Source organism: Mesorhizobium sp. M0910 (assembly GCF_040319465.1).
Taxonomy (GTDB): Bacteria; Pseudomonadota; Alphaproteobacteria; order Rhizobiales; family Rhizobiaceae; genus Mesorhizobium.
Genome location: NZ_JAMYNZ010000011.1, coordinates 88,862 through 115,492 on the forward strand (window position 1 = coordinate 88,862; position 26,631 = coordinate 115,492).

Consider the following 26,631-nt stretch of genomic DNA (forward strand, 5'->3'; position numbering starts at 1 on the left):
TCAGCTCCGCTGCAGCTGACCCGCCATGAAATTGCGCCAGCCGCCGAAATGCGAAATCTCCTTTGCATCGGTGAGGCCGGCACTTTCGACGAGGAAGCCTTTCGGCGAAGTTCCGTCATCAAGCAGAAGCGTCCCGATGCCGAGCGGCGGCGGAATCGCGGCAACAAAGCGCCCGAACGCTTGTGGCGAGAGCCGCCAGACTTCGACCTCGATCGCTGCCCCCTTGCCATTGCAGATCCGTTCGAGCCCCGGTCGCGGCACCGACTGGCCGGCGAGTGCGTAAAGCCGATAGAGCGGCGCCGTTCTTGCCCCCCGGGCGAAAATTGCGCCGAGCTGCTGCAACTGGCCGTTCAGCGCCATCCCCGATAGATGCGCGCCGACCACGGCCAGCTCGATCGTGCCCTCGTCCACGTCCACGCGAACATCGCCACGCGGCGGCAGCGGCCAGCCGGTAGCGCCCAGCGAAAGGCCGCTTGCCGCATGCACGTCGCGCGCAAGCGACGCCGTCAGATGGTCCTTGCCCGCCGCGGCAAGCAAGGTGACGCTCATCGGCAAACCGTCGCTACGAGTTCCGCTCGGCACCGAAATGCCGCACAAGTCGAGCAGATTGACGAAGTTGGTGTAGGTGCCGAGCCGGCTGTTGGTGACGATCGGATCGGCGAGAACCGCCTCGACTGTGTAGTGCGTCGGCGCGGTCGGCACGCAGAAAACGTCGACCGAGGCGATGACCGGCGCAAGCTTGGCCTTATAGCCTTGCAGGGCATAGAGCCCCTTGAAAGCGTCCGCCGCGGAAAGTTTTCGCGCACCGCCGATGATCTGCCGCGTCACCGGATGCATGGCGGCCTCGTTGGCAACCATGAAGTCCCTGATCGCGGCGTAACGCTCGGCTACCCAGGCGCCTTCGTAGAGCAGGTTGGCGGCGGCGTAGAAGTCACCGAACGGGATTTCGACCAGCCTGCAGCCCAGCGTCTCCAACGAGGCAAGGGCGGCCTCGAAGCCCGCCTGCATCGCCTGGTCGCCGAAGAAGGTCCAGTCGGCCCTGGCCGGCACGCCAACCGTCAGCACCGGCGGGCGCGCGGCAAGAGCCTGAATGCAGAGGTCACGCGAATAGGGATCGGCGTCGTCCTTTGCCGCCGCCGCCTCGAACACGTGATAGGCGTCATCGACGGTGAGCGCGAACACCGAGACGCAGTCAAGCGTCCGGCAGGCCGGCACGACGCCGGCGGCTGATAGCGCGCCGACGCTCGGCTTCAGCCCGACGATGTTGTTGAGGCCGGCGGGTATGCGCCCCGAACCGGCGGTGTCGGTGCCGAGCGCGAACGAGACGATGCCGCGCGCCGTCGCCACGGCCGAGCCGCATGAAGAGCCGCCCGGCACCAGTTTCGGGTCGATCGCATTCCTCGGGACCGGATAGGGCGTGCGCACGCCGACCAGGCCGGTGGCGAACTGGTCGAGATTGCTCTTGCCGATAACCAGCGCGCCGGCGGCCTTGAGTCGCGCGACGACGGTGGCGTCTTTCGCCGGCAAGTAGGCATATTCCGCACAACCCGCCGTGGTCGGCATGCCGGCAACATCGATGTTGTCCTTGACCGCGAACGGCACGCCCCACAGCGGCTTTGCCGCCGGATCGAACGGGCCGAGCTTTTCCGCCTCGGCAAGCAACTCCGCCCTGCTCGCCAGATGGATGAAGATGCCGGGGTCATCGGCCGCCGCGAGCCGCGCATGGACCATATCGATCACGTCGCCAATGCTGAGGCCGGCCTGATAGGCAACGTGCAGGCTCGCTATGTCGAAGCGGATGTCGCTCATTTGGCCTCGCCCAGAATGACTACCGGCAGGTTCCACTGGATGAGCACGACGCAGCTATGCTTCGTCCACACCGAATGCTCGGTTCCGACCGCGTTCAGGATCGCGCTGCCCGCGGCATGATCGCCGTTCTCGTCGCTCTGCGTGCCGTCCAGCACGATGATCGTCTCCAGCCCGGCATGGCGATGACGCGGCACGCTGGCGCCAGCCCGGTAGTTCAGGATGGCGACCGACGGTTCCATCGGCCCACCCTTGAGCAGCCAATGCACTGTGATGCCTTCGCGGAAAGGCTCGAACGGCAGATCGCGCCAGCCACCATTGAGGAGGCCGGCAAAGGCAAGGTTAGGCATTGGAAATTCCCTCGAGCACCTGGTCCGTTGTCGCCGTCCAGCCGACGATCGCGCCCTGCGCCCTGATCATGGCCAGGGCGGCCGCCTTGAACTCGGCAAAATAGCTCTCGGTAGCATCCTCGGCCAGCAGGCATTCATAGCCGCGGTCGTTGGCCTCGCGCATCGTCGTCTGCACGCAGACCTCCGTCGTCACTCCGGCAAAGACCAGTTGCTGTGCGCCGAGCCGCTTCAGGTCATCGCCGAAGCTGGTGGCATAGAACGCGCCCTTGCCCGGCTTTTCGATGACGATCTCGCCAGGCAGTGGCGCAAGTTCATCGAGGATCGCCGTTCCCGGCTCGCCGACGATCAGCACACGACCCATCGGCCCGACATCGCCGATCCGGATCGACGGGTTGCCGCGGTTGCGCTTGGCCGGCGGCAGATCCGAAAGGTCTGCCTTGTGGCACTCCATCGTGTGGATCACCGGCAGGCCGGCGGTGCGGAACCCCTCGATCAATCTCTTCACCGTCGGCACAATCGCCACCACCCGGCTGACGTCGTTGCCGAGGCTGGCGCCGAAGCCGCCCGGCTCAGCGAAATCGCGCTGCATGTCGATGACGACCAGCGCCATCGCCTCGAGCTTGAAGGCAAACGGGAACGGCAGCGCCTCGATCTCCGCCATCAGTGATGTCCCGCCATGTGCTCGCCGATCGTCTGCACGCTCGCCTGAGCAATCGGCGTCTCGTAGACCAGCGCGCCGTCCGACATGACGAAGATGCGGTCCGAGAGCTCGAGCAGCTCATCAAGGTCCTCCGACATAAGGAGCACCGCGGCGCCGGCATTGCGCGCCTTCATGATGCGGGCGCGTATTTCGGCGACGGCGGAGAAGTCGAGGCCGAAGCAGGGGTTCGACACGATGAGCAAATCGACCTCGCCGGTCAGCTCGCGCGCCAGCACGGCGCGCTGCACATTGCCGCCTGACAGCGACGAAATCGGCGAAGCGAGCGAGGCCGTCTTGACCTTGAACTGTTCTATCAGGCGGGCCGCGTAGTCCCTGATCGCACTCATCCTGATCCAGTTGACCGGCTTGCCGGCCTCGTTGAGGTCGAAGGTCCGGAAGGCCATGTTTTCCGCCACCGTCATCTTCGGTGCGCAGGCATTGCGCAACGGCTCCTCCGGAATGAAGCGGACATTGAGCGTGCGCGCCTCGCTGCGGCTGGCGCCATAGGGCGAGCCTTTCACCAGAACGTCGCCGCCATTGCGCGCCCGCTGTCCGGCAAGGACTTCGAGAAACTCCTTCTGGCCGTTGCCGGAGATGCCGGCAATGCCGACGATCTCACCCGACTTCACATCGAGTTCGCCGATGTCGATGGTTTTCAAACCGGTGCGGTCGGGCGCCTTCAGCGACTTTACCGTCAGCACCTGTCTGGCGCCGGCCGGCACCGGGGCGCGGCTGTCGAGTGCGGCGATCGGTTGGTCGCCGATCATCATCGCCGCCATCTGCTTGTGGGAAAGTTCGGAGACCTTTCCGGTTCCGGTCAGCCTGCCCTTGCGCAGCACGGTGATATCGTCGGCAAACGCCGTCACCTCGTGGAATTTATGCGAGATCATCAGCACGGTGAGGTCGCCGGTCCTGGTCATGTCGCGCACCAGGCCAAGCACCTCCTGTGCTTCGCCGGGAGTGAGCACCGAGGTCGGCTCGTCGAGCACCAGGAAACTGCGGCCGAGATAGAGCTGCTTGATGATTTCGAGCTTCTGCTTCTCGCCCGCCGCAAGTTCCGCCACCTTGACGTCGAGCGGCAGCTTGAACGGCATACGCTGCATGAATTGCGCAAGTGCGGCGCGCTCCTTGCGCCAGTCGATGATGCAGGGCACCTTCTCGCGCGAAATGACCAGGTTCTCCGCGCCGGTCAGCGACGGGACGAGCGTGAAATGCTGGTAGACCATGCCGAGCCCCAATGCCGAGGCATCCTTCGGACTGGCGATCGCGACCTCGCGGCTATCAACCAGCATGTCGCCGGCGGTCGGATGGTAAAAACCCATCATGCACTTGACCAGCGTCGACTTGCCGGCGCCGTTTTCGCCGAGCAGCGCATGGAACGATCCCGCCGGCACCTTGATCGAGACGTCGTCCAGCGCGGTGAAGGCGCCGAAGCGCATGGTCATGCCGATGGTCTCGATGCCGACGGCTTTCTTGCCGATGCTTCCGCTCAAGATCGTGTCCTCACGGCAGCTGCGCGACGAAGGATGCCGAATTCGACACCGCGCCGAACACGCCGCCCTGCATCTTGATCATCTTGATCGCGGCGAGATGGTTGCCGTAATCGGTCGCGCCGCAGCAATCCTCCAGCATCACGCATTCAAAGCCGCGATCATTGGCCTCGCGCATCGTCGTGTGGACGCAGACATCGGTGGTGATGCCGGTCAGCACGATGTTTTCGATGCCGCGCTGGTGCAGGATCAGCTCCAGGTCGGTGGCGCAGAACGAGCCCTTGCCCGGCTTGTCGATGATCGGCTCGCCAGCCGCCGGATAGAGGTCGGGGATGATGTCCCAGCCGGGTTCGCCGCGCACGAGGATGCGCCCGCAAGGCCCGGGGTCGCCGATGCCGGCATTGATGCGGCGCGAGCGCCAGCGCTTGTTGGCCGGCAGGTCGGCGAGATCGGGCCGGTGGCCCTCGCGCGTGTGGATGATGGTGTAGCCCTTGGCCCGCATGGCTGCGAGCACCGACTTGATCGGCTCGATCGGCGCCCGCACCAGCGAAAGATCGTAGCCCATATGATCGACATAGCCGCCCGGCCCGCAGAAATCGGTCTGCATATCGATGATGATCAGCGCCGTATTGTCTGGCCGCAGCTCGCCATTATAGGGCCATGGATAGGGATCGGCATCGATGTAGCGCTGGGTGATCTCGGCTCTGGCGTTCATCGGAAAAACTCCAGTCATTTGGTGATCGACAATTCGCCCGGCGCGCCGGCAAGCGAGCGGCTCGGCGACGAGGTGGCGATCATGATGATGAGCGTGAGGATGTAAGGCGCGGCGTAGAAGAGATAGTAGCCCTGCGTCACCCCGACCGATTGCAGTGCCGGGCCCAGCGCGCCCGCACCGCCGAACAATAGTGCCGCGGCAAAGCAGCCAAGCGGATTCCAGCGCGCGAAGATGACCAGCGCCACCGCCATCAGCCCCTGCCCCGACGAGATGCGTTCGGTCCAGCTGCCGGGATAGTAGAGCGACAGATAGGCGCCGCCGATGCCGGCGAGCGCACCGCCGACACCTGTCGCAAGCAGGCGCACGGTGTTGGGATTGAGGCCCATGGCGCGCGCCGCATCGGAGCTGTCGCCGACGACGCGCACGATCAGGCCGGCACGCGTGTTGCGGAACGCCCACCACAGAAACACGGCAAGTGCCGCACCAATCAGGAACAGGATGTTGACGTTGAGCGCCGCCTGCACCTGCGGGATATTCGACCAGCCACCGAAGGCGATGGCCGGCAGGTCTGGTGCCGAGGGCTGGATGAACGGCTTGCCGAAGAAGAAGGCGAGACCGGAGCCGAACAGCATCAGCGCGATGCCGATGGCGATGTCGTTCACCCCGCGGAATTTGCAGATCCAGCCGTGGAACAGCCCGAAGCAAAGACCGGCACCTGCGGCAGCCAGCAGGCCGAGCCATGGCGAGCCGGTCATCACCGCGACGGCATAGGCGGTCATGGCACCGAAGACCAGCGTGCCTTCGAGGCCGAGATTGATGCGGCCGGAGCGCTCGGTGATGGCTTCGCCAAGCGAGACGAAGATGAAGGGCGTCGAAACGCGGATGGCGCCGCCGAGAATGGCGAGCGGCACGCCCCACAGGCCGATCTCGGTCGCGTCCATCAGGAGCCCCTCTTCCACAGATCGGGATTGAAGACCTTGAAGCGGCCGTAAAAGGTTTCGCTAAACAGGATGACGACGAAGAGCATGCCCTGCAGCACCAGCACGGTGGCGTCGGGCAGGTCCATGCGGCGCTGGATCAGCCCGCCGGAAGCGCCGATGCCGCCGAGCAGGAAAGCGACCGGGATGATGGCGAGCGGATTGTGGCGGGCGAGGAAGGCGACGAGGATGCCCGTATAGCCGTAGCCGGCGGCGAGCGAGGCGTTGGCGCTGCCTTGCACCGCGCCGACCTCCAGCATGCCGGCTAGCCCGGCAAAGCCGCCGGCGAGCCCGGTGAAGCCGACGATCAGCGGCCCGACGGCAAGCCCCTGCACCTGGGCCGCCCTGACATTGCCGCCGGCAATGCGGGCGGCAAACCCCCAGCGCGTCTTTTCGATCAGCAGCCAGGACAGGACGCAGGCGACGATACCGAGGACAAGGCCCCAGTGCACGTCCATGCCTGGAATGTTGCCGATGCGGTAGGTATCCGCCAGCGGCTCGGTCGAGGGTTTGTTGAGCGAGGCCGGATCGCGCAGCGGCCCTTCGACCAGATGGTTCATCACCGCGATGGCGATATAGGCCATCAGCAGGCTGGAGATGGTTTCGTTGACGGCGCGGTAGTGGCGGAGTGCGCCGACGGCACCGACCCAGATGCCGCCGGCGACCACGCCCGCCACGACCATCAGCAGGATGACCAGAAAAGCCGGCGCGCCATTCACTGCCACGCCGATGGCGGCGGCGGCAACACCGCCCAGCACGATCGCGCCTTCGCCGCCGATGACGACAAGGCCAAGTCGTGCGGGCAGCGCCACGCAGAGCGCTGCCAATAAGAGCGGTGCTGCCCGCGACAGCGAGTTCTGGATCGAGAACCACGAGCCGAAGCCGCCACGCCACATCGTCTCGTAGAGTTGCACCGGCGATTTGCCGACCAGCGCGATGAACACGCTGAACAGCGCCATGCCGACGATCAGCGCCGCGAGCGGTATGACGAAGGCTTCCGCCCGCCGCGCCGCCCATTCGAGCGCCGCCGGATAATTCCTGGCGCCAAACAGCGCCGGTGCGCCCGCAGTGCCGACCGTGTCTGCCATGGCCCCGTCTCCGATCCGGTTCAGGCGGTCGAACCGACGACGCCCTCGACCAGGTAGTCCATGCTTTCGAGTTCGAGCGCGGTCTCGACGAAGGCTTGGCCCTCGGTCGCGACGACGACGCCCTTGTTGCTCTTCAGCGGACCCTTGATGACGGAAAATCCGCCTTTCATCATTTCGGCCAGCGTGCCGTCGAACTGCTTGCGGGCGGCATCGCCGACGGCGGGGCCGAGCGGGCTCATCTTGACGAAGCCGTCGGCCAGGCCGCCGCGCGTGAAATTGGGCAGCGGTGTGCCGGCCACCAGATCGTCGACGAACATCTTGTAGACCTTGGCCCAGTTCCATTCCGCGCCGGTCAGGTATTTTTCCGGCGCCAGGGGGCTCTGGTTGGCATGATAGCCGCAGACGAAGGCGCTACGCCCGGCCGCCGTCTCGACCACCACCTTGGGGCTGTCGACATGACAGGTGATGACGTCGGCACCCTGGTCGACCAGCGCATTGGCGGCCTCCGCCTCCTTGACCGCCAGTGACCACTCGCCGGTGAAGATCACCTGGCAGGTGATGGTCGGGTCGACCGAGCGCGCGCCGAGCAGGAAGGAATTGATGTTGAGCAGCACCTGCGGGATCGGCTTTGCCGCGACGAAGCCGAGCTTCTTGGTCTTGCTGGTGTGACCAGCGACGACGCCGTTCAGATACTGGCCCATGCCGATATAGCCGAAATAGGAGCCGGCATTCATCGGATGCTTGTCCTTGCTCCACATGCCGCCGCAATGGCGGAACTGAACGTCGGGGAATTTCGCGCACATGGCGAGCATGTGCGGATCGAAATAGCCGAACGAGGTCGGGAAGATCAGCGACGCGCCGTCGAGATTGATCATCGATTCCATCGTCTTCTGGACGTCGACGGTCTCAGGCACGTTCTCCTCTTCGACCACGGAAATGCCTGCGATCGCCTTCAGCGTGGCAGCGCCTTCGGCATGCGCCTGGTTGTAGCCGTAATCGTCCTTTGGCCCGACATAGATGAAGCCGACCGTGGCCGTCGCGGCGAAGGCCCTGCTGATCGGAAACGACGCGGACGCAAGACCTAGCGCCGCTCCGACGGCGGAGGTCTTGAGCAGCTCGCGACGGCTAAGCATGAATTTCTCGGACATTGAATGCTCCCTCTATGGGGCCTTTGGGGCCGGTTAACACCTCAATGAAAGAAGTGTATGCAATCAGCATGCCAGTTTCAGAAATTGGATTTATTCAGCAATATCAATGAGCGTGCCGATGTGGACTGCACAAAGCCGGAGCAATTGCATACACTTTTTGCCTTCAAAATCGCCAATTTGACATGAAGGCTAAAACATAGGCATACAGAGCTGCGGAGGAATCGAAGCCGGTGAGTGGCTTGCGGCTCTAGCGAAAAGACTGGACGGAGGAGACGTGTCGGGAAAGCGCAATTTGATCAGGTCGGGCACGACCGTCGATCAGATGGTGAGGGCGATCAGCGACCGGATCGTCACCGGTTTCCTGCGTCCCGGCGAAAAACTCGACGAAGCCTCGCTCGCCGCCCGCTTCGACGTCTCACGCACGCCGATCAGGGAAGCACTAGGCCGGCTCAGTGCTATGGGACTGGTCGAAAGGCGGCCGAACCGCGGCGCCACCGTCGCCGTGGTGACGCAGGAGCACCTCGCCTCGATGTTCGAGAGCATGGCCGAGCTTGAAGCGATCTGCGCGCGGTTCTCGGCAGAGCGCATGACGGCGGGCGAGCGCCGCACGCTGGAGGCCGAGCACCAGGCCTCGGCGCGCTTGGTGCAGCTCGGAGCCGAAGAAGAGTATGAGCTTTTCAACACCCAATTCCACACCCGGCTCTATCGCGGCGCGCACAGCAAGCACATTTATGAACTGACCGTCATGACCCGCAGCCGCCTGGCGCCGTTCCGGCGCGCGCAGTTCATGCTGCCCGGCCGGCTGGCCCAGTCATGGCAGGAACATGACGCCATCGTCACCGCAATCATGCGCGGCGACAGTACGGCCGCCGGAACAGCCGCCAAGGATCATGTCTCGATCGTCAGCGAGGCGAGCGCCGTCTTTGCCATCGGCGATCGCCCCAAAGGCAAGGCCGAGCCGGTCCCGACATCGGCTTCCTAGAGCATTTTGCAGCCAAGGGGATCACTTGGCGTCGCAGAAAATGCGGCTAAACAAACAGATAAGAGCGGGATGGCCGTTGAACGCATCCCGCTCTAGCCCTCAATCGACCAGCACGGCGACCACGGCAGCGCAGTCGCCGGCCTTGACCAGCCCCGGAAAATGCCGCGCCGCCAGCAGACCGGACATTTTGGCCCGGATCTCCTGCGGAGCGCCGCCGGTGCGGCCTATGGAATGGATACGTGCCAGCACCTGGTTCTCTGCCACTGGCTCGCCGAGATCGATCATCGTTTCGATCATCCCGTCGTCCTCGGCGAACGAGAAGCAATCGCCGGACGGCATGTCGAGCCAGCGGGTTGGCTGCATCTCGACCGCGCCGGCGACGATGCCGGCATGGCGCAGCACGTTGAGCACGCCCCGACGGGCGATCCGCACCGTTTCCGCGCGCGAAGTCCCGCCGCCACCGAGTTCGGTTGTGATGAACAGCTTGCCCATCTCCTCGGCGGCAGTGTCGAACATGCCGACCGCATCGATCTCCAGCATCTTCATCGACCAGGGCGCGGAGAACGCTTCGACCGCCGCGAACCCTTTCGCTTCCAGCACCTTGTCAGGTCGGATGTGGGCGGCGCAGAACGGCACGAAGTCGAGCGTCTTGCCGCCGGAATGGAAGTCGAGCGCGATGTCGGTGCGAGGCAGAAGTTCGCGCTGGAAATAATCGGCGATCTTCTCGGTCACCGTGCCGTCGGGCCGGCCGGGAAAGCTGCGGTTGAGATTGCCCTTGTCGATCGGCGAGGTGCGGGTGCCGGCGCGGAACGCCGGATAATTCATCGCCGGCACGATGATGACCGTGCCGCTGACTTGCTTCGGGTCGAGCGTACGGGCGAGATTGTAGAGCGCCAGCGGCCCCTCATACTCGTCGCCATGATTGCCGCCGGTCAGCAACGCGCTCGGCCCCTTGCCGTTGCGGATGACGCAGATCGGGATCATCACCGATCCCCAGGCGGAATCGTCGCGGCTGTAAGGCAGGCGCAGGAAACCGTGCTGCACGCCGTCGCGCTCGAAATCGACGGTCGGCGTGATCGGTGACGGGCGAAGGCTGGACATCGGGCTCAATTCTTCACCACCAGTTTGCGCGGCACATTCGCCAGGCACTCGACGCCCGTCTCGGTGATCAGGATGGATTCGGTGATTTCCAAGCCCATCGTCTCGAGCCACAGGCCGGTCATGAAATGGAAGGTCATACCGGGCTTCAACTCGGTGCGGTCGCCTGGGCGCAGGCTCATCGTGCGTTCGCCCCAGTCCGGCGGATAGCTAAGCCCGATCGGGTAGCCGGTACGGTTGTCCTTGACGATGCCGTATCTCTTCAGCACCGCGAAGAAGGCGTTGGCGATGTCCTCGCATGTGTTGCCGGGCTTTGCGGCGGCAAGTCCCGCCTCCATGCCTTCCAGCGTCGCCTTTTCGGCGTCGAGGAACTCCTGCGTCGGCTTGCCGAGGAAAACGGTGCGCGACAGCGGGCAGTGATAGCGGTTGTAGCAGCCGGCGATCTCGAAGAAGGTACCCTCGCCCGATTTCATCGGCCGGTCGTCCCAGGTCAGGTGCGGCGCCGATGCGTCGGCGCCCGACGGCAGCAGCGGCACGATCGCCGGATAGTCGCCGCCGACGCCGTCGACGCCGCGCGTGCCGGCATCGTAGATCTCGGCGACCAGGTCGCATTTGCGCATGCCGACTTCGATTTTGTCGACGATGCGCTGGTGCATCGCTTCGACGATGCGGGCGGCTTTGCGCATGTAGTCGATTTCGGTCGGGCTCTTCACCGCGCGCTGCCAATTGACCAGCGCCGTGGCATCGACGAAGCGGGCATTGGGCAAGTGCTTCTGCAGCGATGCGAAGGCAGCGGCGGAGAACCAGTAATTATCCATCTCGACACCGATGCTGAGCTTCCCCCAGCCGCGATCGGAGAGCACGCCGGACAGAAAATCCATCGGATGGCGCTCGGTCGACTGCACGTAGTTGTCGGCATAGCCGACGATGTTGTCGTGCGCGAGATAGGCGGTGCGCTTGGCGCCGTTGGCGTCCTGGCCGCGCCCGTACCACACCGGCTCGCCCGACGGCGGCACGATGACGGCCTGGTGCACATAGAACGACCAGCCGTCATAGCCGGTCAGCCAGGCCATGTTGGACGGATCGCTGACAATCAGCAGATCGACGCCCTTGGCCTCCATCGCCTTCCGCGTCTTGGCGAGGCGCTCCGCATATTCACCCCGCGAGAATTTCAAATTTGGCTGCATTGTTCTTGGTCCTCGTTTGTTGGGCCTTGCGGCCAGCATCAGCTTTCGAAAATCGTACCGGTCTTGGCCGCACGCGCCCGGTCGCGGGCGAGCGTGGCGATTGCCGTGTCCTGCACGCCTGTGCCCGTCAGATCGGCAATGGTGATGTCGCTGTCCGAGCGCCGGCCATGCCCTTCGCCGGCGATGATGTGGCCAAGCTCGGTGATTTCGGCATCGGCCCCCATCACGCCCGCCGCGATAGCATGGTGCAGTTCGCCCAGGCGCCGCGTCTGCTTGGCGCTATCGGCGACGTAGAGATCGGCCATGCGCAGGATCGCCGGCGCGATCTCGTTCTTGTGCTCGGCATCCGAGCCCATGGCAGTGATATGCTGGCCGGCGGAGACGAAGCCGGGCTTGATCAGCGGCTCGGTCGACGGCGTCGTGGTGACGATGACGTCGGCATCGGCCGCAGCCTTTGCCGCGTCGGGCTCGGCGTGAACGGCGATGCCCAGTCTTTCGGACAATGCGTCTGCCGCAGCTTCGGCCTTGGCGGCATCCCTTGCCCAAATGCGGGCTTCCGTGATTGGCCGCACCAGCATCAGCGCCTCGAGCTGCAGTCCGGCCTGAACACCGGCGCCGAAGATCGCGGCAACGGAGGAGTCCGCCCGCGACAGATGTTTGGCGGCGACCGCACCGGCGGCGGCGGTGCGGATGTCGGTGAGATAGCCATTGTCGAGCAGCAGCGCCTCGACCAATCCGGTTTTGGACGACAGCAGCACCATCATGCCGTTGACGCTGGGCAGGCCGAGCTTCGGATTGTCGAAGAAACCTGGGCTGATCTTGATCGCCAAACCGTCGATGCCCGGCACATAGGCGGTCTTGACGTCGACCTCGCCGCGATGCTCTGGAATGTCCAGCCGCAGGATCGGCGGCATCGCCACCGGCAAGGTAGCGAGCGCCCGAAACGCGTTCTCGACGCAGGCGACGGCATCAAGATCGAGCTTCACGATCTTGCGCAATTCAGCTTCGGTGAGGATCGTCATCCGGCTCATGCTGCGCTCTCCGCAATTGCTTCGCCGCAGATGATCTTGCGGTGCAGTGCCATGTCGATGTTGCGGCCGGACAGCACGAGCACCGTCGGGCCGCTCGCCCTGACCTTGCCGGCAAGCACGGCTGCGATGCCGACCGCGCCGGCGCCTTCGACGATCTCGCGCTCCTGTTCATAGGCATGGCGGATGCCGGTGGCGATCTCGTCCTCGCTGAGCAGGATCACATCGTCGAGCAAGTCGCGACACATCGAGAAGGTCAGCCGGTTGTCGAGGCCGATGCCGCCGCCGAGCGAGTCCGCCAGCGTCGGCAGTTCCTCGACCAGCACCGGATGCCCGGCGTCGAGGCTCGCCTTCATCGCCGCACCGCGCGCCATTGAAACGCCCATCACCTTCGTCGCCGGGCTGACGCCCTTGACGGCAGCGGCAACGCCCGCCGCCAGTCCACCGCCAGACAGCGGCACCAGCACAAGGGCGGCATCAGGAACCTGTTCGATGATCTCCAGCCCGAGCGTGCCTTGCCCGGCGACAATGGCAGGATGGTCGAAGGGCGGCAGCATGATCAGCCCGTCTTCCGCGACCAGCCGTTCGACCTCCCGCTGCGCATCGTCCTGGCTGTTGCCGACGATGCGGATCTCGGCGCCGAGCCGGCGGATCTCGTCGAGCTTGTTCTGCGGCACCAGCCGCGACATGCAGATCGTCGCGTGGATGCCTTGCAGTTGTGCGGCATAGGCAAGCGCCCGGCCGTGGTTGCCGGTCGAGGCGGCGACGACGCCGCGCGCCCTCTCCTCTTCTGTCAGCGAAGCGATAGCGTTCGAGGCACCGCGCAGCTTGAAGGCGCCGGTGGTCTGCCGATGTTCGAGCTTGAGATAAACAGGAGCGTCCAAGTGCTGGGAAAGACTCCGGGAAGGAACGGTCGGCGTACGTTCGATCTTTTCTGCGATGCGCTCGCGCGCGGCGCGGATATCGGGGAGGCTTATCTGGGAAGCGGTCATGGCTCATCAATCAGTTCAACGGCAGCGTCATCAGACGGCCGAATTCAGGGCGCGGCTCGTCGTCGTCGCAAAGCCGCAGGCAATTCCAGGCCGTCGCCTGGTTGCTGGTGACGACGGGGCGGCCGATAGCCTCTTCCATGCCGACAACTGCCGCCGCCGACCGCAGCGCCGTGCAGGACACGAACAGCGCGTCGGCCTGCGAGGCCATCGCATCACGGGCCAGATCGACCAAGGATTTCGGCACAATCCGCGCCATCTCGCGATCATCCTCGAAGCCGAGGCAAGTGAAGCTGGCGATTTCGAAACCATGCTCGGTGAAATAGGTCGCCATCGGCCGGCTGGTCTCGACCGTATAAGGGGTAAGGATGCTGATCGTCCTGGCGCCCAGCGCCTTCAGGCCGCGCATCCCGGCCATCGGCGGCGTGACCACCGGCGCGCCGGGCTTGGCGGCCTGCACCGCCGCCTCGATTTCGGCATCGCCGATCACGACGGAGGCCGAGGTGCAGGAATAGCAGATCGCGTCGAGCGGCTCGTCGGGCAGGATGAGGGCCGCGGCCGCCGTCAGTGACGGCTGCATCTTGCGCAAATTGTCCGGCGTCGTCGGGTTGGCATAGGGAATACGCGCGACATAGATGCCGATACGATCGCTTGCCACCATGCGGTGAAAATCCGGTTCGCTGGTATGGTCGGTGGCAAGGATGATCAGGCCGACCCGCTTTTCCAGCGGACGCGCATCGAGCGGCGGCCGGACCGAGCGCAGGCGGATATCGGGTGCAGCGCTCATCGTTCGATCCGCCCATAACGGTGTTCCAGCCAGCGCAGCAACACCACCGAGAACAGGCTGATGGCGAGGAAGAAAGCGCCGACCAAGGTGATCGGTTCGATATACCGATAATAGGTGTTGGCGACGCTCTTGGCCTGGTTCATCAGTTCCAGCACGGTGATCGCCGACAGCAGCGGCGTCTCTTTGAACATGGCGATGAAATAATTGGCAAGCGCCGGGATCATCGGCGGGATCGCCTGCGGAATGATGATGTGCGTCCAGGTCTGTGTGGCATTCAGATTGCAGGCCTTGGCCGCTTCCCATTGGCCGCGCGGCACATTGTCGATGCCGGCGCGGTAGACCTCGGCCGTGTAAGTGCCGTAATGCAGTCCGAGACCGATGACGCCCGCCACCAACGGCGGCAACAGGACGCCGAAATCCGGCAGCACGTAGAAGATGAAATAGAGCTGCACCAACAGCGGCGTGCCACGGATGAACTCGGCAACGAAACCGACGGTGCGCGACAGGGCCCGGTTCGGCGAACGGCGCGCCAACGCAATGCCCAGCCCGACGACGGCCGCCAGCACCGAGCCGAGCAGCGTCGCCAGGATGGTGATCTTCACTCCCTCGATCAGCGTCGGCAGGATCTGCCGGACAAAATCCCAATCCCATTCCATTAGCAGGCCCGATCCATCATAGGCGGACCCCGTCCAGGCCACGAGCCATACGGCGTTCCAGCGACCGCACGCCCCAGGAGATGAGCAGCGCCAGAACGAAATAGATGACGAGGATGGTGCTGAACGGCACCAGTGTATTGCCGGTTTGCGAGCGAACCACCTGCGCCTGGAAGGTCAGGTCTGCAAGCGAGATCAACGAAACGACGGCGGTGGCCTTGAGCAGCTCGATGGCGTTGTTGCCGAAGGTCGGCAGCATCACCAAAAGCGCTTGCGGCAGGATGATATGGCGCATGGCTTGCCAGCGGCCGAGATTGAGCGCGGTGCAGGCCTCATATTGTTCGCGGCCGATCGACTTGATGGCGCCGCGCACGACTTCCGCCGCATAAGCGCCGACATTGAGGCCCAGCGCCAGCACGCCGGCCTGCAGCGGCGTCAGCGAAATGCCGGCGAAAGGCAGCACGAAATAGGCCCAGAACAGCTGCACGAAGATCGAGGTGCCGCGGAAGAACTCGATATAGGCGGTGGCCAGCGCGCGCAGCACGAAGAACCGCGACAGCCGCCCCAGCCCGGCAAGAAAGGCCATGACCAAGGCCAGCACCGACCCCATCAGCGTCAACTCGATGGTGACGAGTGCTCCTTGCAATATCAGGCCGAAATAGCCGGACCATTGGGTCATTGGGTCGAGAGTTTCCGCGTTGAATGTCCAGCGAGACGTTGGCTTCAGCCTCCTTCTCCCCGTTCACGGGAAAAAGATGCCGGCAGGCAGATGAGGGGCAGAGCCAGCTTGGCAGAACTTTGTGCTGCCCCTCATCCGGCCCTTCGGGCCTCCGTCTCTCCGTGAACGGGGAGAAGGAAGACCCGCCTATTTCGCCGAGCAGAGCTTGTCGCGGCTCGTCGACATTGCCGCCGCCGCCGAGAAACCGTAAGGCTCGATGATCTTGGCGAACTCGCCGGACTTCTTCAGTTTCGCCAGCTCGACATCATAGGCGTCGCGCAGCGCTTCGTCGCCCTTCTTGAAGGCTGCGCCGTCGCAATAGACCGGCGCACCGACCACCGGCGCGATGACTTCGAGGTTCGGATCATTGGCTTTCTTGACCAGGTCGTTGATCGACAGCACGGGCAGTGAATAAGCATCGATGCGGCCGTCCTGCAGCATCTTCAGGCCGCTCTGGCCGTCCGGCACGACGATGACGCGCTCGCGCGGCACACCTGCGGTTAGCGCCAGCTTTTCCTCGGTGCCGCCACCCGGTGCGCCGATCGTCGCGCTGGTGTCCTTGGCGACGTCCTCGTAGCTCTTGAAGCCTTTCGGGTTGCCCTTCTTCACCAGCATCGCCTCGGCGTCGCACAGCACCGGTTCCGAATAGGCGACCGCAGCGCAACGTTCCGGCTTCATGAACAGGCCGGCGGTGACGACGTCGAAACGGCCGGCCTGCAAGCCGGGGATCATGGCGCCATATTCCGAGATCGAGGCGACGATATCGTTGACGCCAAGACGTTTGAAGATTTCACGGGCAACGTCAGGCGCCGCACCCGAAACCTTGCCGTCGGCAGCGACCGCCGTATAGGGCGGCTCGTTGGCGATAGCGACGCGGGCAAAGCCTTGCGCCTTGAGCTCTTCGAGCTTGCTGTCATCGGCCGAGCCGGCCGTCGAGGCGGCCAGCACCGCCGCCAGCGCAATACCGGCGACGCCGGCCAAAATGGCAAATTTCTTCATTGTTCCCAACTCCTTGTTTGTCTGTCTTCTTGGCTTGCTTGAGGCGTCGCCGCCTCGCATGGCAGTCAGACCCGATGTCCGGCCGCAATGATCTTCTTCAGGAAACCTTGCGTACGCTCCTGTTTGGGATGGCGGAAAATCTCGTCGGGCTTGCCTTCCTCGACTATTCTGCCGCGATCGAAGAACAGCACCCGGTCGGCGAAGTCATGGGCGAAACCCATCTCGTGGGTGACCAGCAGCATGGTCATGTCGGTCTCGGCGGCGAGCTTGCGCATGACGTTGAGGACCTCGTCGACGAGCTCCGGGTCGAGCGCCGAGGTGACCTCGTCGAACAGCATGATCTTCGGCGACAGCGCCAGCGCGCGCGCAATCGCGACGCGCTGCTTCTGTCCGCCGGAAAGCTGCGCCGGCATCGCTTTGGCCTTGTCGACCATGCCGACCATGTCGAGCAGTTCCATCGCCCGCTTTTCGGCGGCGGCCCGCGGCATGCCTTTGGTCAGCATCGGTGCCAGCGTCACATTGTCGATGACGCATTTGTGCGGAAACAGATTGAACAGTTGGAAGACCATGCCGATCTTCTGGCGCATCTTTGCCAAATGCCGTTCATCGGCCGTCAGCAGCCGGCCGTTACGCTCCATGTGGTACAGCTGTTCGCCATCGACCTGGATGTGGCCGCTGTCGATGCGCTCAAGCGTCATCAGGATACGCAGGATCGTCGTCTTGCCCGAACCCGATGGGCCGATCAGCGCCAGCTTCTCGCCGGGCATGACTTGCATCGAGAGGCCGTCCAGCACCTTGAAGGTGCCGAAGCTTTTCGAAATGCCGTCGATCTTGATGATGGGCGCCGACAATGAATTTCCCGTGCTGGAGAAGCTATGCCTTTAACGATGCGGATCGCAGCAAATCATGTCAATCAAGAAAATAGTATCATGACAATATTTCGAACTCCGCACAATTCCCCGCCATTTGTTGCCTAGATGGCAAGCAGGAGATGCTCGGGATCGCCGAGCAGAAGCTTTGTGACAACGCCGAGACCGGCACGCAGTTCCCCCTCCGTGGTCGAGCCCAGCGAAATCCGGACGGCTGGATGCCAAGGCATCTGCGAAATGCGAAACGACGTGCCGGGCGCAATCGCCACGCCCTGCAGGCGCGCCTGGGACACAAAGCTTTCCTCGCCGCGATCCTCGGGCAGCCGCAGCCAGACGTGAAGCCCGTCGCGATGAGCGCGATAATCCACCCCGGCAAGCACCTCGGCGGCGATGTCCAGACGCCGCCGCAAAGCCAGGCGCTGCCATCGAACGAGTTCCATCGCGGTGCCGTCGGTCACCCATTTGCTGGCGATCTCGGCCACCATCGGAGTCGCCATCCAGTTCGAGACCAGGTGGCGGTTGGCAACCGCGCCGACATAACGATCGGGTGCCGCGAGATAGCCGATGCGCAGGCCGGGCACCACGATCTTGGTGAAGGAGGTGACATAGAGCGTGCGCTCGGGGGCAAACGCCGCGACCGGCGGCGGCCGGTCCTCGACCAGCGGGCCGAGCACATCGTTCTCGATGATGGCGATGTCGTGCCTGCGCGCAACCGCCGCGATCTGCTCGCGCCGGGCGGCATCCATCAGCGTTGCCGTCGGGTTGATCACCGAGGGCTGCACGAACACGGCGCGGATGTCGGACAGCCGGCAGGCCGCGTCGAGCGCTTCCGGGATCAGCCCATTGTCGTCGATCGGCAGACCCTCGAGATTGAAGCCGAGATAGCGCGCCAGCGGGATCAGCGTGTGATGGCCGATCGCTTCGGTGGCAACGGTCGAACCGGGCGGCGCCACGCTCATCAGCGCTACCGTCATACCGGCGGTGGCGCCGTTGGTCAGGCTGATGTTCTGCGGCGACGCGTCGAGCCCGCAGAGCCGCAGCCACTCGACACCCACCGCGCGGTGGCGCGGGAACACCATGTTCGGCCTGAACGACAGCGCCGAGCTCGACGGCAGGTTTTCGGCGAGCCAGCCCAGTGCCTGCCTCAGCCGCTCCAGATGCATCGGTTCGCAGACCGGCTTCAGGATGGAGAGGTCGATGACCTCGCCCAGCCGCTCCGGCAGATAGGGCGGCTCCGGCTCGCGGCGCTGCGTCTGCACGAAGCTGCCGCGGCCGACCTCGCCGGAAACCAGCCCGCGGCGGATCAATTCCTCGTAGGCGCGGCTGACCGTCTGCACGGAAAGTTTCAGATCGTCGGCCAGTTGCCGGTGCGTCGGCAAGCGCGCGCCATTGGCCAGACGCCCGTCATGGATGGCCCGCGCGAACTGGTCGGCGAGCGATTGATACGCCGGCCGCCGGATAAGAGCGGGATCTGGTCGCCAAAATGTCATGACTTATTAGAGATCGAAATCAGTGCAATTGACAATCGAAATAATGCGCCGTCATGGTGTCGGGCACTGGAAGTGGGTGATCATGGCTGCAGCGAAACTCGATCCGATCGATCTCAAGATCCTCGACGCCATCCAGCGCGACGGGCGCATCACCAAGCTGGCGCTGGCCGAGAAGGTCGGCCTGTCGCCGACGCCGTGCTGGATGCGGCTGCGCAAGCTGGAAAAGGCCGGCATCGTCTCGGGCTACCATGCCAGGATCGCCATGCGCGCCATCTCGCCGGTCGCTACCGTGCTGATGGAGGTGACGCTGGCAAGCCACCGCCAGGCCGATTTCGACCGCTTCGAGCGCGTCATCCGCGACATCCCCGAGATCGTCGCCTGCTGGTCTGTCGGCGGCGGCGTCGATTACCTGCTGAAGGTGATGGCGCGCGACATCGACGCCTATCAGCGGCTGGTCGACACTCTGCTCGAACGCGAGATCGGCATCGACCGCTATTTCACCTACATCGTCACCAAGACGGTAAAGGAGGAGAGCGTGCTGCCAGTGGTGGATCTGTTGCCGGCATCTTCCTGATGCCGGAGAGATCGTCTGGCTGGGCAGGGCAATAGAGACAATCTCTCTACGTGCAGGCACGCAAACAGCCTCTCTGTTTGCGCGGCAGAGATAGTCTTGCGGCATCACCCGAACCGGGAGCCCGATGATGTCCGCACATTTTGCCCGCTCGCACCGCCATGAAGCACTTGATCGCCTCGCCGACCGACGGCTGCTGCGCGAACTCGCCTATGTCGCTGGCCACTGGACGGCGAGCGAGACCGCGGAGAGTTTCGAGGTAACCGATCCGGCCACCGGATCCACCGTCGCTTTTGTTGCCGCGCTCGATGCCCGGCAGACGACATTGGCGATCGATGCGGCATCGCGCGCCTTTCCTGCTTGGCGCGCATCGCTGCCGCAGGAAAGGTCGAAAATCTTGCGAAAATGGTTCGATCTGATCGTCGCCGCCAAGAATGACCTGGCTCTGCTGATGACGCTCGAACAAGGCAAGCCGCTGAAGGAATCGCTCGGCGAGATCGACTATGCCGCCTCTTTTGTCGAATGGTATGCCGAGGAGGCCAAACGTCTCAACGCCGAAAGCGTCACCAGCCATCTGCCTGATACCGAGATGATGGTGCGGCGCGAGCCGCTTGGCGTCGTCGGCGTCGTCACGCCGTGGAATTTTCCAGCGGCCATGCTGACCCGCAAGGCGGCTGCCGCCCTTGCCGCCGGTTGCACGATCGTCGCGCATCCTTCCTCGGAAACGCCGCTGTCGGCACTGGCGCTGGCCGAGCTTGGCGAACGCGCCGGCCTGCCGGCCGGCGTTTTCAACGTCCTCACCGGCAGGGCTTCGACTATCGTTGGGCGGATGTGCGAAGACCCGCGGGTTCGCGCCATGAGCTTCACCGGCTCGACCGAGATCGGCAGGCTGATCGCCGCACAGAGTGCGCCGACGATGAAGCGGCTGGTGATGGAACTCGGCGGTCATGCGCCGCTGATCGTCTTCGCCGACGCCGATCTCGACAAGGCTGTCGTCATTGCGGTCGACGCGAAATTCGCGACCTCCGGCCAGGACTGCCTCGCCGCCAACCGCATCTATGTCCAGCGCCCGCTCTACGATCGGTTCTGCGCTGCTTTCGCCAAACGCGTCGAGGCATTGCGGACCGGCAATGGCCTGGCTGACGACACCGAAATCGGACCCTTGATGCACGAACGCGCCGTCAAGAAGGTCGAGGAGCAGGTGGCCGATGCGCTCGCCAAAGGCGCGCGCTGCCTGACCGGCGGCAAGCGCCATCCGGCCGGTCCGCTGTTCTACCAGCCGACCCTGCTGGCCGATGTTGACGACGACACCCTGATCATGTTCGAGGAGACCTTCGGTCCGGTCGCCGCCGTGACGCCCTTCGACAGCGAAGAGGAAGTCGTCGCCCGCGCCAATGCCACCGAATACGGCCTCGTCGCCTATGTCGTCACCGAAAACGGCGGTAGGCAATTGCGCATTGGCCGCGCGCTCGACTATGGCATGGTCGCCATCAACCGCGTCAAGATCACGGGCGCGCCGATCCCTTTCGGCGGCGTCAAGCAGTCCGGCATCGGCCGCGAGGGCTCGCGTCACGGGCTCGAAGCCTTTACCGATCTCAAATATCTCTGTCTCGACGTGGCGTGAGCCGCGCCCGACACTTTCCCTGAGGAGTTAAAAATGCTCGACCAGTCAAACGAACTCGCCGCCTGGGACCGCGATCACTTCTTCCATCCCTCGACCCATATGGGAACCCACGCGCGTGGCGAGAGCCCGACCCGTGTGATCGCCGGCGGCGAAGGCGTCACCATCTGGGACAACAACGGGCGCAAAAGCATCGATGCCTTCGCCGGGCTCTACTGCGTCAATGTCGGTTATGGCCGCCAGAAGATCGCCGACGCCATCGCCGCGCAGGCCAAGAATCTCGCTTATTACCATGCCTATGTCGGGCACGGCACCGAGGCGTCGATCACGCTGTCCAAGATGATCATCGACCGCGCGCCGCAAGGCATGTCGAGGGTCTATTTCGGGCTCTCCGGTTCAGACGCCAATGAAACCAACATCAAGCTGATCTGGTACTACAACAACGTGCTCGGCCGGTCCGAGAAGAAGAAGATCATCTCGCGCTGGCGCGGTTATCACGGCTCCGGCATCATGACCGGATCGCTGACCGGCCTCGACCTGTTCCACAACGCCTTCGACCTGCCGCGTGCGCCGGTCCTGCACACCGAGGCGCCCTACTATTTCCGCCGCGCCGACCGTTCGCTAAGTGAAGAGCAGTTTTCGCAATACTGCGCCGACAAGCTCGAGGAGATGATCCTCGCCGAAGGGCTGGAAACGGTCGCCGCCTTCATCGGCGAGCCGATCCTCGGCACCGGCGGCATCGTGCCGCCGCCAGCCGGCTACTGGGAGAAGATCCAGGCGGTGCTGAAGAAATACGACGTGCTTTTGATCGCCGATGAAGTAGTCACCGGCTTCGGCCGATTGGGTACCATGTTCGGCTCCGACCACTACGGCATCAAGCCCGACCTGATCACCATCGCCAAGGGCCTGACCTCGGCCTATGCGCCGCTCTCCGGCGTCATCGTCTCCGACAAGGTGTGGCAGGTGCTCGTCCAAGGCTCCGACAAGCTCGGCTCGCTCGGCCATGGCTGGACCTATTCGGCGCATCCGATCTGCGTGGCCGCCGGCGTCGCCAACCTGGAACTGATCGACGAGATGGACCTGGTGCGGAACGCCGGCGAGACCGGCGCCTATTTCCGCGCCGAGCTGACGAAAGCCGTCGGCGGCCACAAAAACGTTGGCGAGGTGCGCGGCGACGGCATGCTGGCGGCAATCGAGTTCGTCGCCGACCGGGACGACCGCGTGTTCTTCGACGCCTCGCAAAAGATCGGACCGCAGGTCGCGACCACCCTTGCGGCAAGCGGCGTCATCGGCCGCGCCATGCCGCAGGGCGACATTCTCGGTTTCGCGCCGCCGCTCTGCCTGACACGGCAAGAGGCCGACATCGTCGTCTCCAAGACGGCCGACGCGGTGAAGAGCGTGTTTGCCAGCATCTGAAGAACCGACATGAATGCCATGACCAAAACCCTCCCCACCACCATGGCCGCCGTGCAGCTGATCGGGCACGGCGGGCCGGAAAAGCTCGTCTACCGCACCGACGTCAAAGTGCCCTCGCCCGCTCCGGGCGAGGTGCTGGTCAAGGTCACCGCTTGCGGCATGAACAACACCGATGTCTGGGTGCGCCAGGGCGCCTATGGCACTGAGGAGGATGCAGCCGCCGTCTCGACATGGCGGCGGCAAGGCAACACACTGACCTTCCCGCGCATCCAGGGCACCGACACGGTCGGCAACATCGTTGCCGTCGGCGACGGCGTGTCGCCGGCCCGCATCGGCGAGCGGGTGATGGTCGATTTCTCCATCTACAATCGCGACGACGATTCACTCGCCGACATCGACTATATGGGCCACGGCCGCGACGGCGGCTATGCCGAATACCAGACAGTGCCGGCCGAGAACGCCCATGTCGTCAGCACCGATCTGAGCGACGTCGAACTTGCCACTTTCTGCTGCGCCTATCTCACCGGCGAGCAGATGTTGGAACGCGCCGCATTGAAAGCCGGCGAGCGTGTGCTGGTCACCGGCGCCTCGGGCGGCGTCGGCTCCGGCATCGTGCAGCTGGCGCGGGCACGCGGCGCCATTCCCTATGCCGTTGCCGGCAAGGGCAAGGAACAGGCCGTGCGTGACATCGGGGCCGAGGCGGTGATCACCCGTGGCGTTGCCGATCTGCCGGCCGCCGTCAACGAGGCGACCGGCGGCCGGCCGATCGACGTGGTGGCCGACCTCGTCGGCGGCGCGATCTTCAACGACCTGCTGCGCATCCTCAGGCCGGAAGGCCGCTATACCACGGCTGGTGCAATTGCCGGCCCGGTCGTGCAGCTGGATCTGCGCACCATGTACCTGAAACAGCTCCAGCTGCATGGCTCGAGCCAGGGCACACGCGCGGATTTCCGCCGCATCGTGCGCTACATCGAGGAGAAGAAGATCCGGCCGCTGGTCGGCGGCGTCTACAAGCTGTCCGATTTTCATCGCGCCCAGGCCGATTTCATCGCCAAGGACTTCGTCGGCAAGCTGGTCGTCGTGCCGGACGCGGGCGGCGTCGCTAAATAGTGCGATCAGCTCTGTGATTCAACCTGTTTGGCGGCAGCCTCGAGCGACCGTTCAAACGCGTCGATCACCTGGTCGACCTGAGGCTCGGTGGTGATCAGCGGCGGGCAGAAAGCCAGCGCATCGCCCATATTGCGCGAGATGACGCCGTTCTGCTGCATGAACCCGTTGACGAGCCCGCCCAGCGCCCCGACCGTGTCCCACGGCGCCTTGTTCGGCTTGTCGCCGACCAGTTCGACCGCCGCGATCAGGCCGACGCCACGCACCTCGCCGACAAGCGGGTGCGAAGCGAGTGTGCGCAGCCGCTTCTGCATATGCGCACCGACTGTGCGCGCATTGCCGACAAGGTCGCGCTCCTCGATCAGCTTCAGGTTCTCGAGGGCGACTGCGGCCGCAACGGGATGGCCGCCGCCGGTGAAACCGTGGCCGAAGGTGCCGATACGATTGCTTTCATCAGCGATCGGCCCGAATACCTTTTCGTTGATCAGCAGGGCCGAGATCGGCAGATAGGACGAAGAGATCTGCTTCGACAGCACCATGATGTCAGGCCTGATGCCGAAGGTCTGCGAGCCGAACATCTCACCTGTTCGGCCAAAGCCGCAGATCACCTCGTCGGCGACGAGCAGGATGTCGTATCTCGACAGCACCGCCTGTATCTTCTCCCAGTAGCCGGCCGGCGGAACGATGACGCCGCCGGCGCCCATGATCGGTTCGCCGAAAAAGGCGGCGATGGTTTCCGGTCCTTCGGCCAGGATCAGCGTTTCCAGCTCGTCGGCGAGCCGCGTCGAAAACAGCTCTTCGCTTTCACCCGACAGCGCCTCGCGCCAATGGTGCGGCGTCGAGGTGTGCAGCACATTGGCAATCGGCAGGTCAAAGGAAGTGTGGTTGTTGGGCAGTCCGGTCAGGCTTGCCGAGGCGATGGTGACGCCGTGATAGCCCTTCTTGCGGCTGATGATCTTCTTGCGCGCCGGCTGGCCGAGCGCATTCGACCGGTACCAGATCATCTTCATGGCCGTATCGTTGGCCTCGGAACCGGAATTGGTGAAATACGCCTTGCTCATCGGCACCGGCGCCATCTGCACCAGTCTCTCGGCGAGATCGATCAGCGGCGAATGCGATTTGGAGCCGAAATCGTGATAGTAAGGCAGCTTCGACATTTGCCGTACTGCCGCATCGACCAGCCGCTTCTCCGAAAAACCGACCGCGACGCTCCAGAGCCCCGCCATCGCCTCGATATAGCGGTTGCCGCCAAGGTCCTCGACATAGATGCCGTCGCCCTTCTCGATGACGAGCGGCCCCGACTCCTGATGCTTGCGCGCATTCGTATAGCCATGCATGTGAAAGCTTATGTCGCGGGCTTCGGGTGAATTCGGTCGTGCGTCCATGACGGCTCCTGTGCTGCACGCGAAACAGTCCTGCCGCCGGTCCGGCTCAGAAGGTCCCCGTGCGTTATGCCTTTGATGCATCTTTCTCGAACGGTATAGTGTCAAGCGCTTTCGACAGGGCCAGCGGATGGGTGGACGCATGCAGAACTTCGGCTTGACCTAACCGTGGACCATGTCGACTGCATTGTCGCCGGCGCCGGTGTTGTAGGCCTGGCGATCGCGCGAGAGATGGCGCAGCGCGGCATCGATACGCTGGTCCTGGAAGCCGAGAACGCCATCGGCACCGGGACAAGCTCGCGCAATTCCGAGGTCATCCATGCCGGCCTCCACTATCCGGTTGGATCGCTGAAGGCCCGGTTCTGCGTGGCCGGCCGGGAAAGACTCTATCGCTATTGCGAGGAGCGGGCGATCCCGCACGCGCGCTGCGGCAAGCTCATCGTTGCCACAAATGCCGAACAGGAGCCGGTGCTCGCCTCAATCCGGGCCAATGCACGCGCTTGCGGCGCCGGCGACCTGGTGCCGTTGCGCGAAGCCGAGGCGCATGCGCTGGAGCCCAGCCTTAGGTGTACGGCAGCGTTGCTGTCGCCGGCCACCGGGATCATCGACAGCCATGCCCTGATGCTCGCCTTGCTGGCTGATGCCGAAGCGCACGGGGCGGCACTTAGTCTCAACACGCACATCGCCTCCGGCCGCATCGAAGCGGGCCGCGTCGTGCTCGAGACGGTGGACGCTGCCGGCGGCGAGCGCTTCGAAATCGCCACTCCGCGTTTCGTCAATGCCGCCGGGCTTGGCGCGGCAGCACTTGCAGGTTCGCTTGAAGGGCTCAATCAGCAATTCGTGCCTAAGCTCCATTATGCCAAGGGCAATTATTTTTCGGTGACCGGCCGGGCGCCGTTCTCGCGATTGGTCTATCCGGTGCCCGAACCCGGCGGGCTCGGTGTTCATCTGACGCTCGATCTCGACGGCGTCATCCGCTTCGGGCCGGACGTCGAATGGACCGATCAACTCGACTATCGCGTCGACCCAACTCGTGGCGAGCGCTTCTACAGCGAGATCCGCAAATACTGGCCGGAGCTGGCCGATGACAGCCTGCAGCCCGCTTACAGCGGCATCCGGCCAAAACTGTCCGGTCCCGGTGAGGCCAATGCCGACTTCGTCATCCAGGACGTGGCGGTGCACGGCGTGGATTGCCTGGTCAACCTGTTCGGCATCGAAAGCCCCGGCCTGACCTCCTGCCTGGCGATTGCCGACCATGTCGCGCAGTGCCTCGCGCCGAACTTGTAGCGTGCGGCGCCCGCGCAACGATCTGCACTGTATCAAGGCGCATTGCGTGAACTTTCAGGCGCAAGTCGCCTATGAGGCACATCGCGCACTTGCAGCCCGCTCCGCGCTCTGATTCCCTGCACTCTGGGCTGTCCTGATTCGCACTGGCCGGTTCAAAGTTTTCGCAGTGCGCC

The 26,631-nt window shown here is 64.2% G+C and carries 25 protein-coding genes; 6 read left to right on the top strand and 19 right to left on the bottom strand.

Annotation, left to right across the window (positions count from 1 at the left end):
- From atzF to NKH78_RS24935, 8 genes are read right to left on the bottom strand one after another with little or no spacing between them, the layout of a single operon-like run.
- The gene (atzF, locus tag NKH78_RS24900) at positions 1-1,809 is read right to left on the bottom strand and encodes an allophanate hydrolase (protein WP_352737354.1); all 1,809 of its coding nucleotides are present in this window, start codon (positions 1,807-1,809) and stop codon (positions 1-3) included.
- Positions 1,806-2,156 carry a cupin domain-containing protein gene (locus NKH78_RS24905; protein ID WP_352884542.1) on the bottom strand — a complete coding sequence of 117 codons (351 nt, stop codon included), beginning with the start codon at positions 2,154-2,156 and terminating at the stop codon, positions 1,806-1,808. Before NKH78_RS24905 ends, atzF begins: the two co-directional genes overlap by 4 nt.
- Positions 2,149-2,817, bottom strand: coding sequence for a cysteine hydrolase family protein (locus NKH78_RS24910; protein WP_352737352.1), 669 nt, complete (start codon positions 2,815-2,817; stop codon positions 2,149-2,151). Before NKH78_RS24910 ends, NKH78_RS24905 begins: the two co-directional genes overlap by 8 nt.
- Positions 2,817-4,349 carry an ABC transporter ATP-binding protein gene (locus NKH78_RS24915; RefSeq protein WP_352737351.1) on the bottom strand — a complete coding sequence of 511 codons (1,533 nt, stop codon included), beginning with the start codon at positions 4,347-4,349 and terminating at the stop codon, positions 2,817-2,819. The genes NKH78_RS24910 and NKH78_RS24915 overlap by 1 nt, the downstream gene beginning before the upstream one ends.
- Before the next feature lie 10 nt (positions 4,350-4,359).
- Complete coding sequence (gene biuH, locus NKH78_RS24920) at positions 4,360-5,061, bottom strand: biuret amidohydrolase (RefSeq protein ID WP_352576462.1); 702 nt, start codon at positions 5,059-5,061, stop codon at positions 4,360-4,362.
- 14 nt (positions 5,062-5,075) lie between these two features.
- Positions 5,076-6,002 carry an ABC transporter permease gene (locus tag NKH78_RS24925; RefSeq protein ID WP_352737350.1) on the bottom strand — a complete coding sequence of 309 codons (927 nt, stop codon included), beginning with the start codon at positions 6,000-6,002 and terminating at the stop codon, positions 5,076-5,078.
- Positions 6,002-7,126 (bottom strand): ABC transporter permease, encoded by a 1,125-nt coding sequence (locus NKH78_RS24930; RefSeq protein ID WP_352778036.1) that lies wholly within the window; start codon positions 7,124-7,126, stop codon positions 6,002-6,004. The genes NKH78_RS24925 and NKH78_RS24930 overlap by 1 nt, the downstream gene beginning before the upstream one ends.
- Before the next feature lie 20 nt (positions 7,127-7,146).
- Complete coding sequence (locus NKH78_RS24935; RefSeq protein WP_352737348.1) at positions 7,147-8,274, bottom strand: BMP family ABC transporter substrate-binding protein; 1,128 nt, start codon at positions 8,272-8,274, stop codon at positions 7,147-7,149.
- Positions 8,275-8,596: 322 nt separating this feature from the next.
- Here NKH78_RS24935 and NKH78_RS24940 point away from each other — a divergent pair, with 322 nt between their 5' ends.
- Positions 8,597-9,256 (top strand): GntR family transcriptional regulator, encoded by a 660-nt coding sequence (locus NKH78_RS24940; RefSeq protein ID WP_352737393.1) that lies wholly within the window; start codon positions 8,597-8,599, stop codon positions 9,254-9,256.
- A gap of 99 nt (positions 9,257-9,355) precedes the next feature.
- Here the strand turns inward: NKH78_RS24940 and doeB are convergent, their stop codons facing one another.
- The 10 genes from doeB to ehuR all read right to left on the bottom strand — a co-directional run bounded on the left by doeB (position 9,356) and on the right by ehuR (position 19,074).
- Positions 9,356-10,357, bottom strand: a complete 1,002-nt coding sequence (gene doeB, locus NKH78_RS24945) for a N(2)-acetyl-L-2,4-diaminobutanoate deacetylase DoeB (RefSeq protein WP_352737347.1) — start codon at positions 10,355-10,357, stop codon at positions 9,356-9,358.
- A 5-nt stretch (positions 10,358-10,362) separates the two neighbouring features.
- Entirely contained in the window at positions 10,363-11,541 is a 1,179-nt protein-coding gene (gene doeA, locus NKH78_RS24950) for an ectoine hydrolase DoeA (protein ID WP_352737346.1), read from the bottom strand.
- Positions 11,542-11,579: 38 nt separating this feature from the next.
- Entirely contained in the window at positions 11,580-12,572 is a 993-nt protein-coding gene (locus NKH78_RS24955) for a cyclodeaminase (RefSeq protein ID WP_352778032.1), read from the bottom strand.
- A complete protein-coding gene (eutB, locus tag NKH78_RS24960; protein WP_352737344.1) occupies positions 12,569-13,561 on the bottom strand; it encodes a hydroxyectoine utilization dehydratase EutB in 993 nt (330 codons plus the stop codon). Before eutB ends, NKH78_RS24955 begins: the two co-directional genes overlap by 4 nt.
- Before the next feature lie 10 nt (positions 13,562-13,571).
- The gene (gene eutA, locus NKH78_RS24965) at positions 13,572-14,345 is read right to left on the bottom strand and encodes an ectoine utilization protein EutA (protein WP_352737343.1); all 774 of its coding nucleotides are present in this window, start codon (positions 14,343-14,345) and stop codon (positions 13,572-13,574) included.
- Entirely contained in the window at positions 14,342-15,001 is a 660-nt protein-coding gene (gene ehuD, locus NKH78_RS24970) for an ectoine/hydroxyectoine ABC transporter permease subunit EhuD (protein ID WP_254819480.1), read from the bottom strand. Before ehuD ends, eutA begins: the two co-directional genes overlap by 4 nt.
- A 16-nt stretch (positions 15,002-15,017) precedes the next feature.
- The gene (ehuC, locus tag NKH78_RS24975) at positions 15,018-15,677 is read right to left on the bottom strand and encodes an ectoine/hydroxyectoine ABC transporter permease subunit EhuC (RefSeq protein ID WP_352507092.1); all 660 of its coding nucleotides are present in this window, start codon (positions 15,675-15,677) and stop codon (positions 15,018-15,020) included.
- 186 nt (positions 15,678-15,863) lie between these two features.
- On the bottom strand, positions 15,864-16,715 hold the full coding sequence (gene ehuB / locus NKH78_RS24980; RefSeq protein ID WP_254819482.1) for an ectoine/hydroxyectoine ABC transporter substrate-binding protein EhuB: 852 nt from the start codon (positions 16,713-16,715) through the stop codon (positions 15,864-15,866).
- A gap of 65 nt (positions 16,716-16,780) precedes the next feature.
- The gene (ehuA, locus tag NKH78_RS24985; RefSeq protein WP_352524912.1) at positions 16,781-17,566 is read right to left on the bottom strand and encodes an ectoine/hydroxyectoine ABC transporter ATP-binding protein EhuA; all 786 of its coding nucleotides are present in this window, start codon (positions 17,564-17,566) and stop codon (positions 16,781-16,783) included.
- Positions 17,567-17,688: 122 nt separating this feature from the next.
- A complete protein-coding gene (gene ehuR / locus NKH78_RS24990) occupies positions 17,689-19,074 on the bottom strand; it encodes a MocR-like ectoine utilization transcription factor EhuR (protein ID WP_352737342.1) in 1,386 nt (461 codons plus the stop codon).
- A gap of 82 nt (positions 19,075-19,156) precedes the next feature.
- Between ehuR and NKH78_RS24995 the strand changes: the two genes are divergently transcribed.
- The 4 genes from NKH78_RS24995 (at position 19,157) to NKH78_RS25010 (ending at position 23,792) form a co-directional block, all read left to right on the top strand.
- A complete protein-coding gene (locus NKH78_RS24995; RefSeq protein WP_352737341.1) occupies positions 19,157-19,648 on the top strand; it encodes an Lrp/AsnC family transcriptional regulator in 492 nt (163 codons plus the stop codon).
- 127 nt (positions 19,649-19,775) lie between these two features.
- Positions 19,776-21,269, top strand: a complete 1,494-nt coding sequence (locus NKH78_RS25000) for an NAD-dependent succinate-semialdehyde dehydrogenase (protein WP_352737392.1) — start codon at positions 19,776-19,778, stop codon at positions 21,267-21,269.
- A gap of 33 nt (positions 21,270-21,302) precedes the next feature.
- Complete coding sequence (locus NKH78_RS25005; protein ID WP_352737340.1) at positions 21,303-22,682, top strand: aspartate aminotransferase family protein; 1,380 nt, start codon at positions 21,303-21,305, stop codon at positions 22,680-22,682.
- A 9-nt stretch (positions 22,683-22,691) separates the two neighbouring features.
- On the top strand, positions 22,692-23,792 hold the full coding sequence (locus NKH78_RS25010) for an alcohol dehydrogenase family protein (RefSeq protein WP_352737339.1): 1,101 nt from the start codon (positions 22,692-22,694) through the stop codon (positions 23,790-23,792).
- A 5-nt stretch (positions 23,793-23,797) separates the two neighbouring features.
- Here the strand turns inward: NKH78_RS25010 and NKH78_RS25015 are convergent, their stop codons facing one another.
- The gene (locus NKH78_RS25015) at positions 23,798-25,174 is read right to left on the bottom strand and encodes an aspartate aminotransferase family protein (protein WP_352737338.1); all 1,377 of its coding nucleotides are present in this window, start codon (positions 25,172-25,174) and stop codon (positions 23,798-23,800) included.
- Positions 25,175-25,339: 165 nt separating this feature from the next.
- Between NKH78_RS25015 and NKH78_RS25020 the strand changes: the two genes are divergently transcribed.
- Positions 25,340-26,458, top strand: coding sequence for an NAD(P)/FAD-dependent oxidoreductase (locus NKH78_RS25020; RefSeq protein ID WP_352737337.1), 1,119 nt, complete (start codon positions 25,340-25,342; stop codon positions 26,456-26,458).
- The last annotated feature ends 173 nt before the right edge of the window (positions 26,459-26,631 follow it).

Bases quoted from the DNA above. Each gene is read 5' to 3' on its own strand.
- ehuC (WP_352507092.1), bottom strand. From the start codon at position 15,677: ATGACCCAATGGTCCGGCTATTTCGGCCTGATATTGCAAGGAGCACTC.
- atzF (WP_352737354.1), bottom strand. From the start codon at position 1,809: ATGAGCGACATCCGCTTCGACATAGCGAGCCTGCACGTTGCCTATCAG.
- NKH78_RS24955 (WP_352778032.1), bottom strand. From the start codon at position 12,572: ATGAGCCGGATGACGATCCTCACCGAAGCTGAATTGCGCAAGATCGTG.
- NKH78_RS24925 (WP_352737350.1), bottom strand. From the start codon at position 6,002: ATGGACGCGACCGAGATCGGCCTGTGGGGCGTGCCGCTCGCCATTCTC.
- NKH78_RS25015 (WP_352737338.1), bottom strand. From the start codon at position 25,174: ATGGACGCACGACCGAATTCACCCGAAGCCCGCGACATAAGCTTTCAC.
- NKH78_RS24995 (WP_352737341.1), top strand. From the start codon at position 19,157: ATGGCTGCAGCGAAACTCGATCCGATCGATCTCAAGATCCTCGACGCC.
- NKH78_RS25010 (WP_352737339.1), top strand. From the start codon at position 22,692: ATGAATGCCATGACCAAAACCCTCCCCACCACCATGGCCGCCGTGCAG.
- doeB (WP_352737347.1), bottom strand. From the start codon at position 10,357: ATGTCCAGCCTTCGCCCGTCACCGATCACGCCGACCGTCGATTTCGAG.
- NKH78_RS24935 (WP_352737348.1), bottom strand. From the start codon at position 8,274: ATGTCCGAGAAATTCATGCTTAGCCGTCGCGAGCTGCTCAAGACCTCC.
- NKH78_RS24910 (WP_352737352.1), bottom strand. From the start codon at position 2,817: ATGGCGGAGATCGAGGCGCTGCCGTTCCCGTTTGCCTTCAAGCTCGAG.
- doeA (WP_352737346.1), bottom strand. From the start codon at position 11,541: ATGCAGCCAAATTTGAAATTCTCGCGGGGTGAATATGCGGAGCGCCTC.
- NKH78_RS25000 (WP_352737392.1), top strand. From the start codon at position 19,776: ATGTCCGCACATTTTGCCCGCTCGCACCGCCATGAAGCACTTGATCGC.
- NKH78_RS24940 (WP_352737393.1), top strand. From the start codon at position 8,597: ATGGTGAGGGCGATCAGCGACCGGATCGTCACCGGTTTCCTGCGTCCC.
- NKH78_RS24905 (WP_352884542.1), bottom strand. From the start codon at position 2,156: ATGCCTAACCTTGCCTTTGCCGGCCTCCTCAATGGTGGCTGGCGCGAT.
- ehuR (WP_352737342.1), bottom strand. From the start codon at position 19,074: ATGACATTTTGGCGACCAGATCCCGCTCTTATCCGGCGGCCGGCGTAT.
- ehuD (WP_254819480.1), bottom strand. From the start codon at position 15,001: ATGGAATGGGATTGGGATTTTGTCCGGCAGATCCTGCCGACGCTGATC.
- ehuB (WP_254819482.1), bottom strand. From the start codon at position 16,715: ATGAAGAAATTTGCCATTTTGGCCGGCGTCGCCGGTATTGCGCTGGCG.
- biuH (WP_352576462.1), bottom strand. From the start codon at position 5,061: ATGAACGCCAGAGCCGAGATCACCCAGCGCTACATCGATGCCGATCCC.
- NKH78_RS24930 (WP_352778036.1), bottom strand. From the start codon at position 7,126: ATGGCAGACACGGTCGGCACTGCGGGCGCACCGGCGCTGTTTGGCGCC.
- eutB (WP_352737344.1), bottom strand. From the start codon at position 13,561: ATGACCGCTTCCCAGATAAGCCTCCCCGATATCCGCGCCGCGCGCGAG.
- eutA (WP_352737343.1), bottom strand. From the start codon at position 14,345: ATGAGCGCTGCACCCGATATCCGCCTGCGCTCGGTCCGGCCGCCGCTC.
- NKH78_RS25005 (WP_352737340.1), top strand. From the start codon at position 21,303: ATGCTCGACCAGTCAAACGAACTCGCCGCCTGGGACCGCGATCACTTC.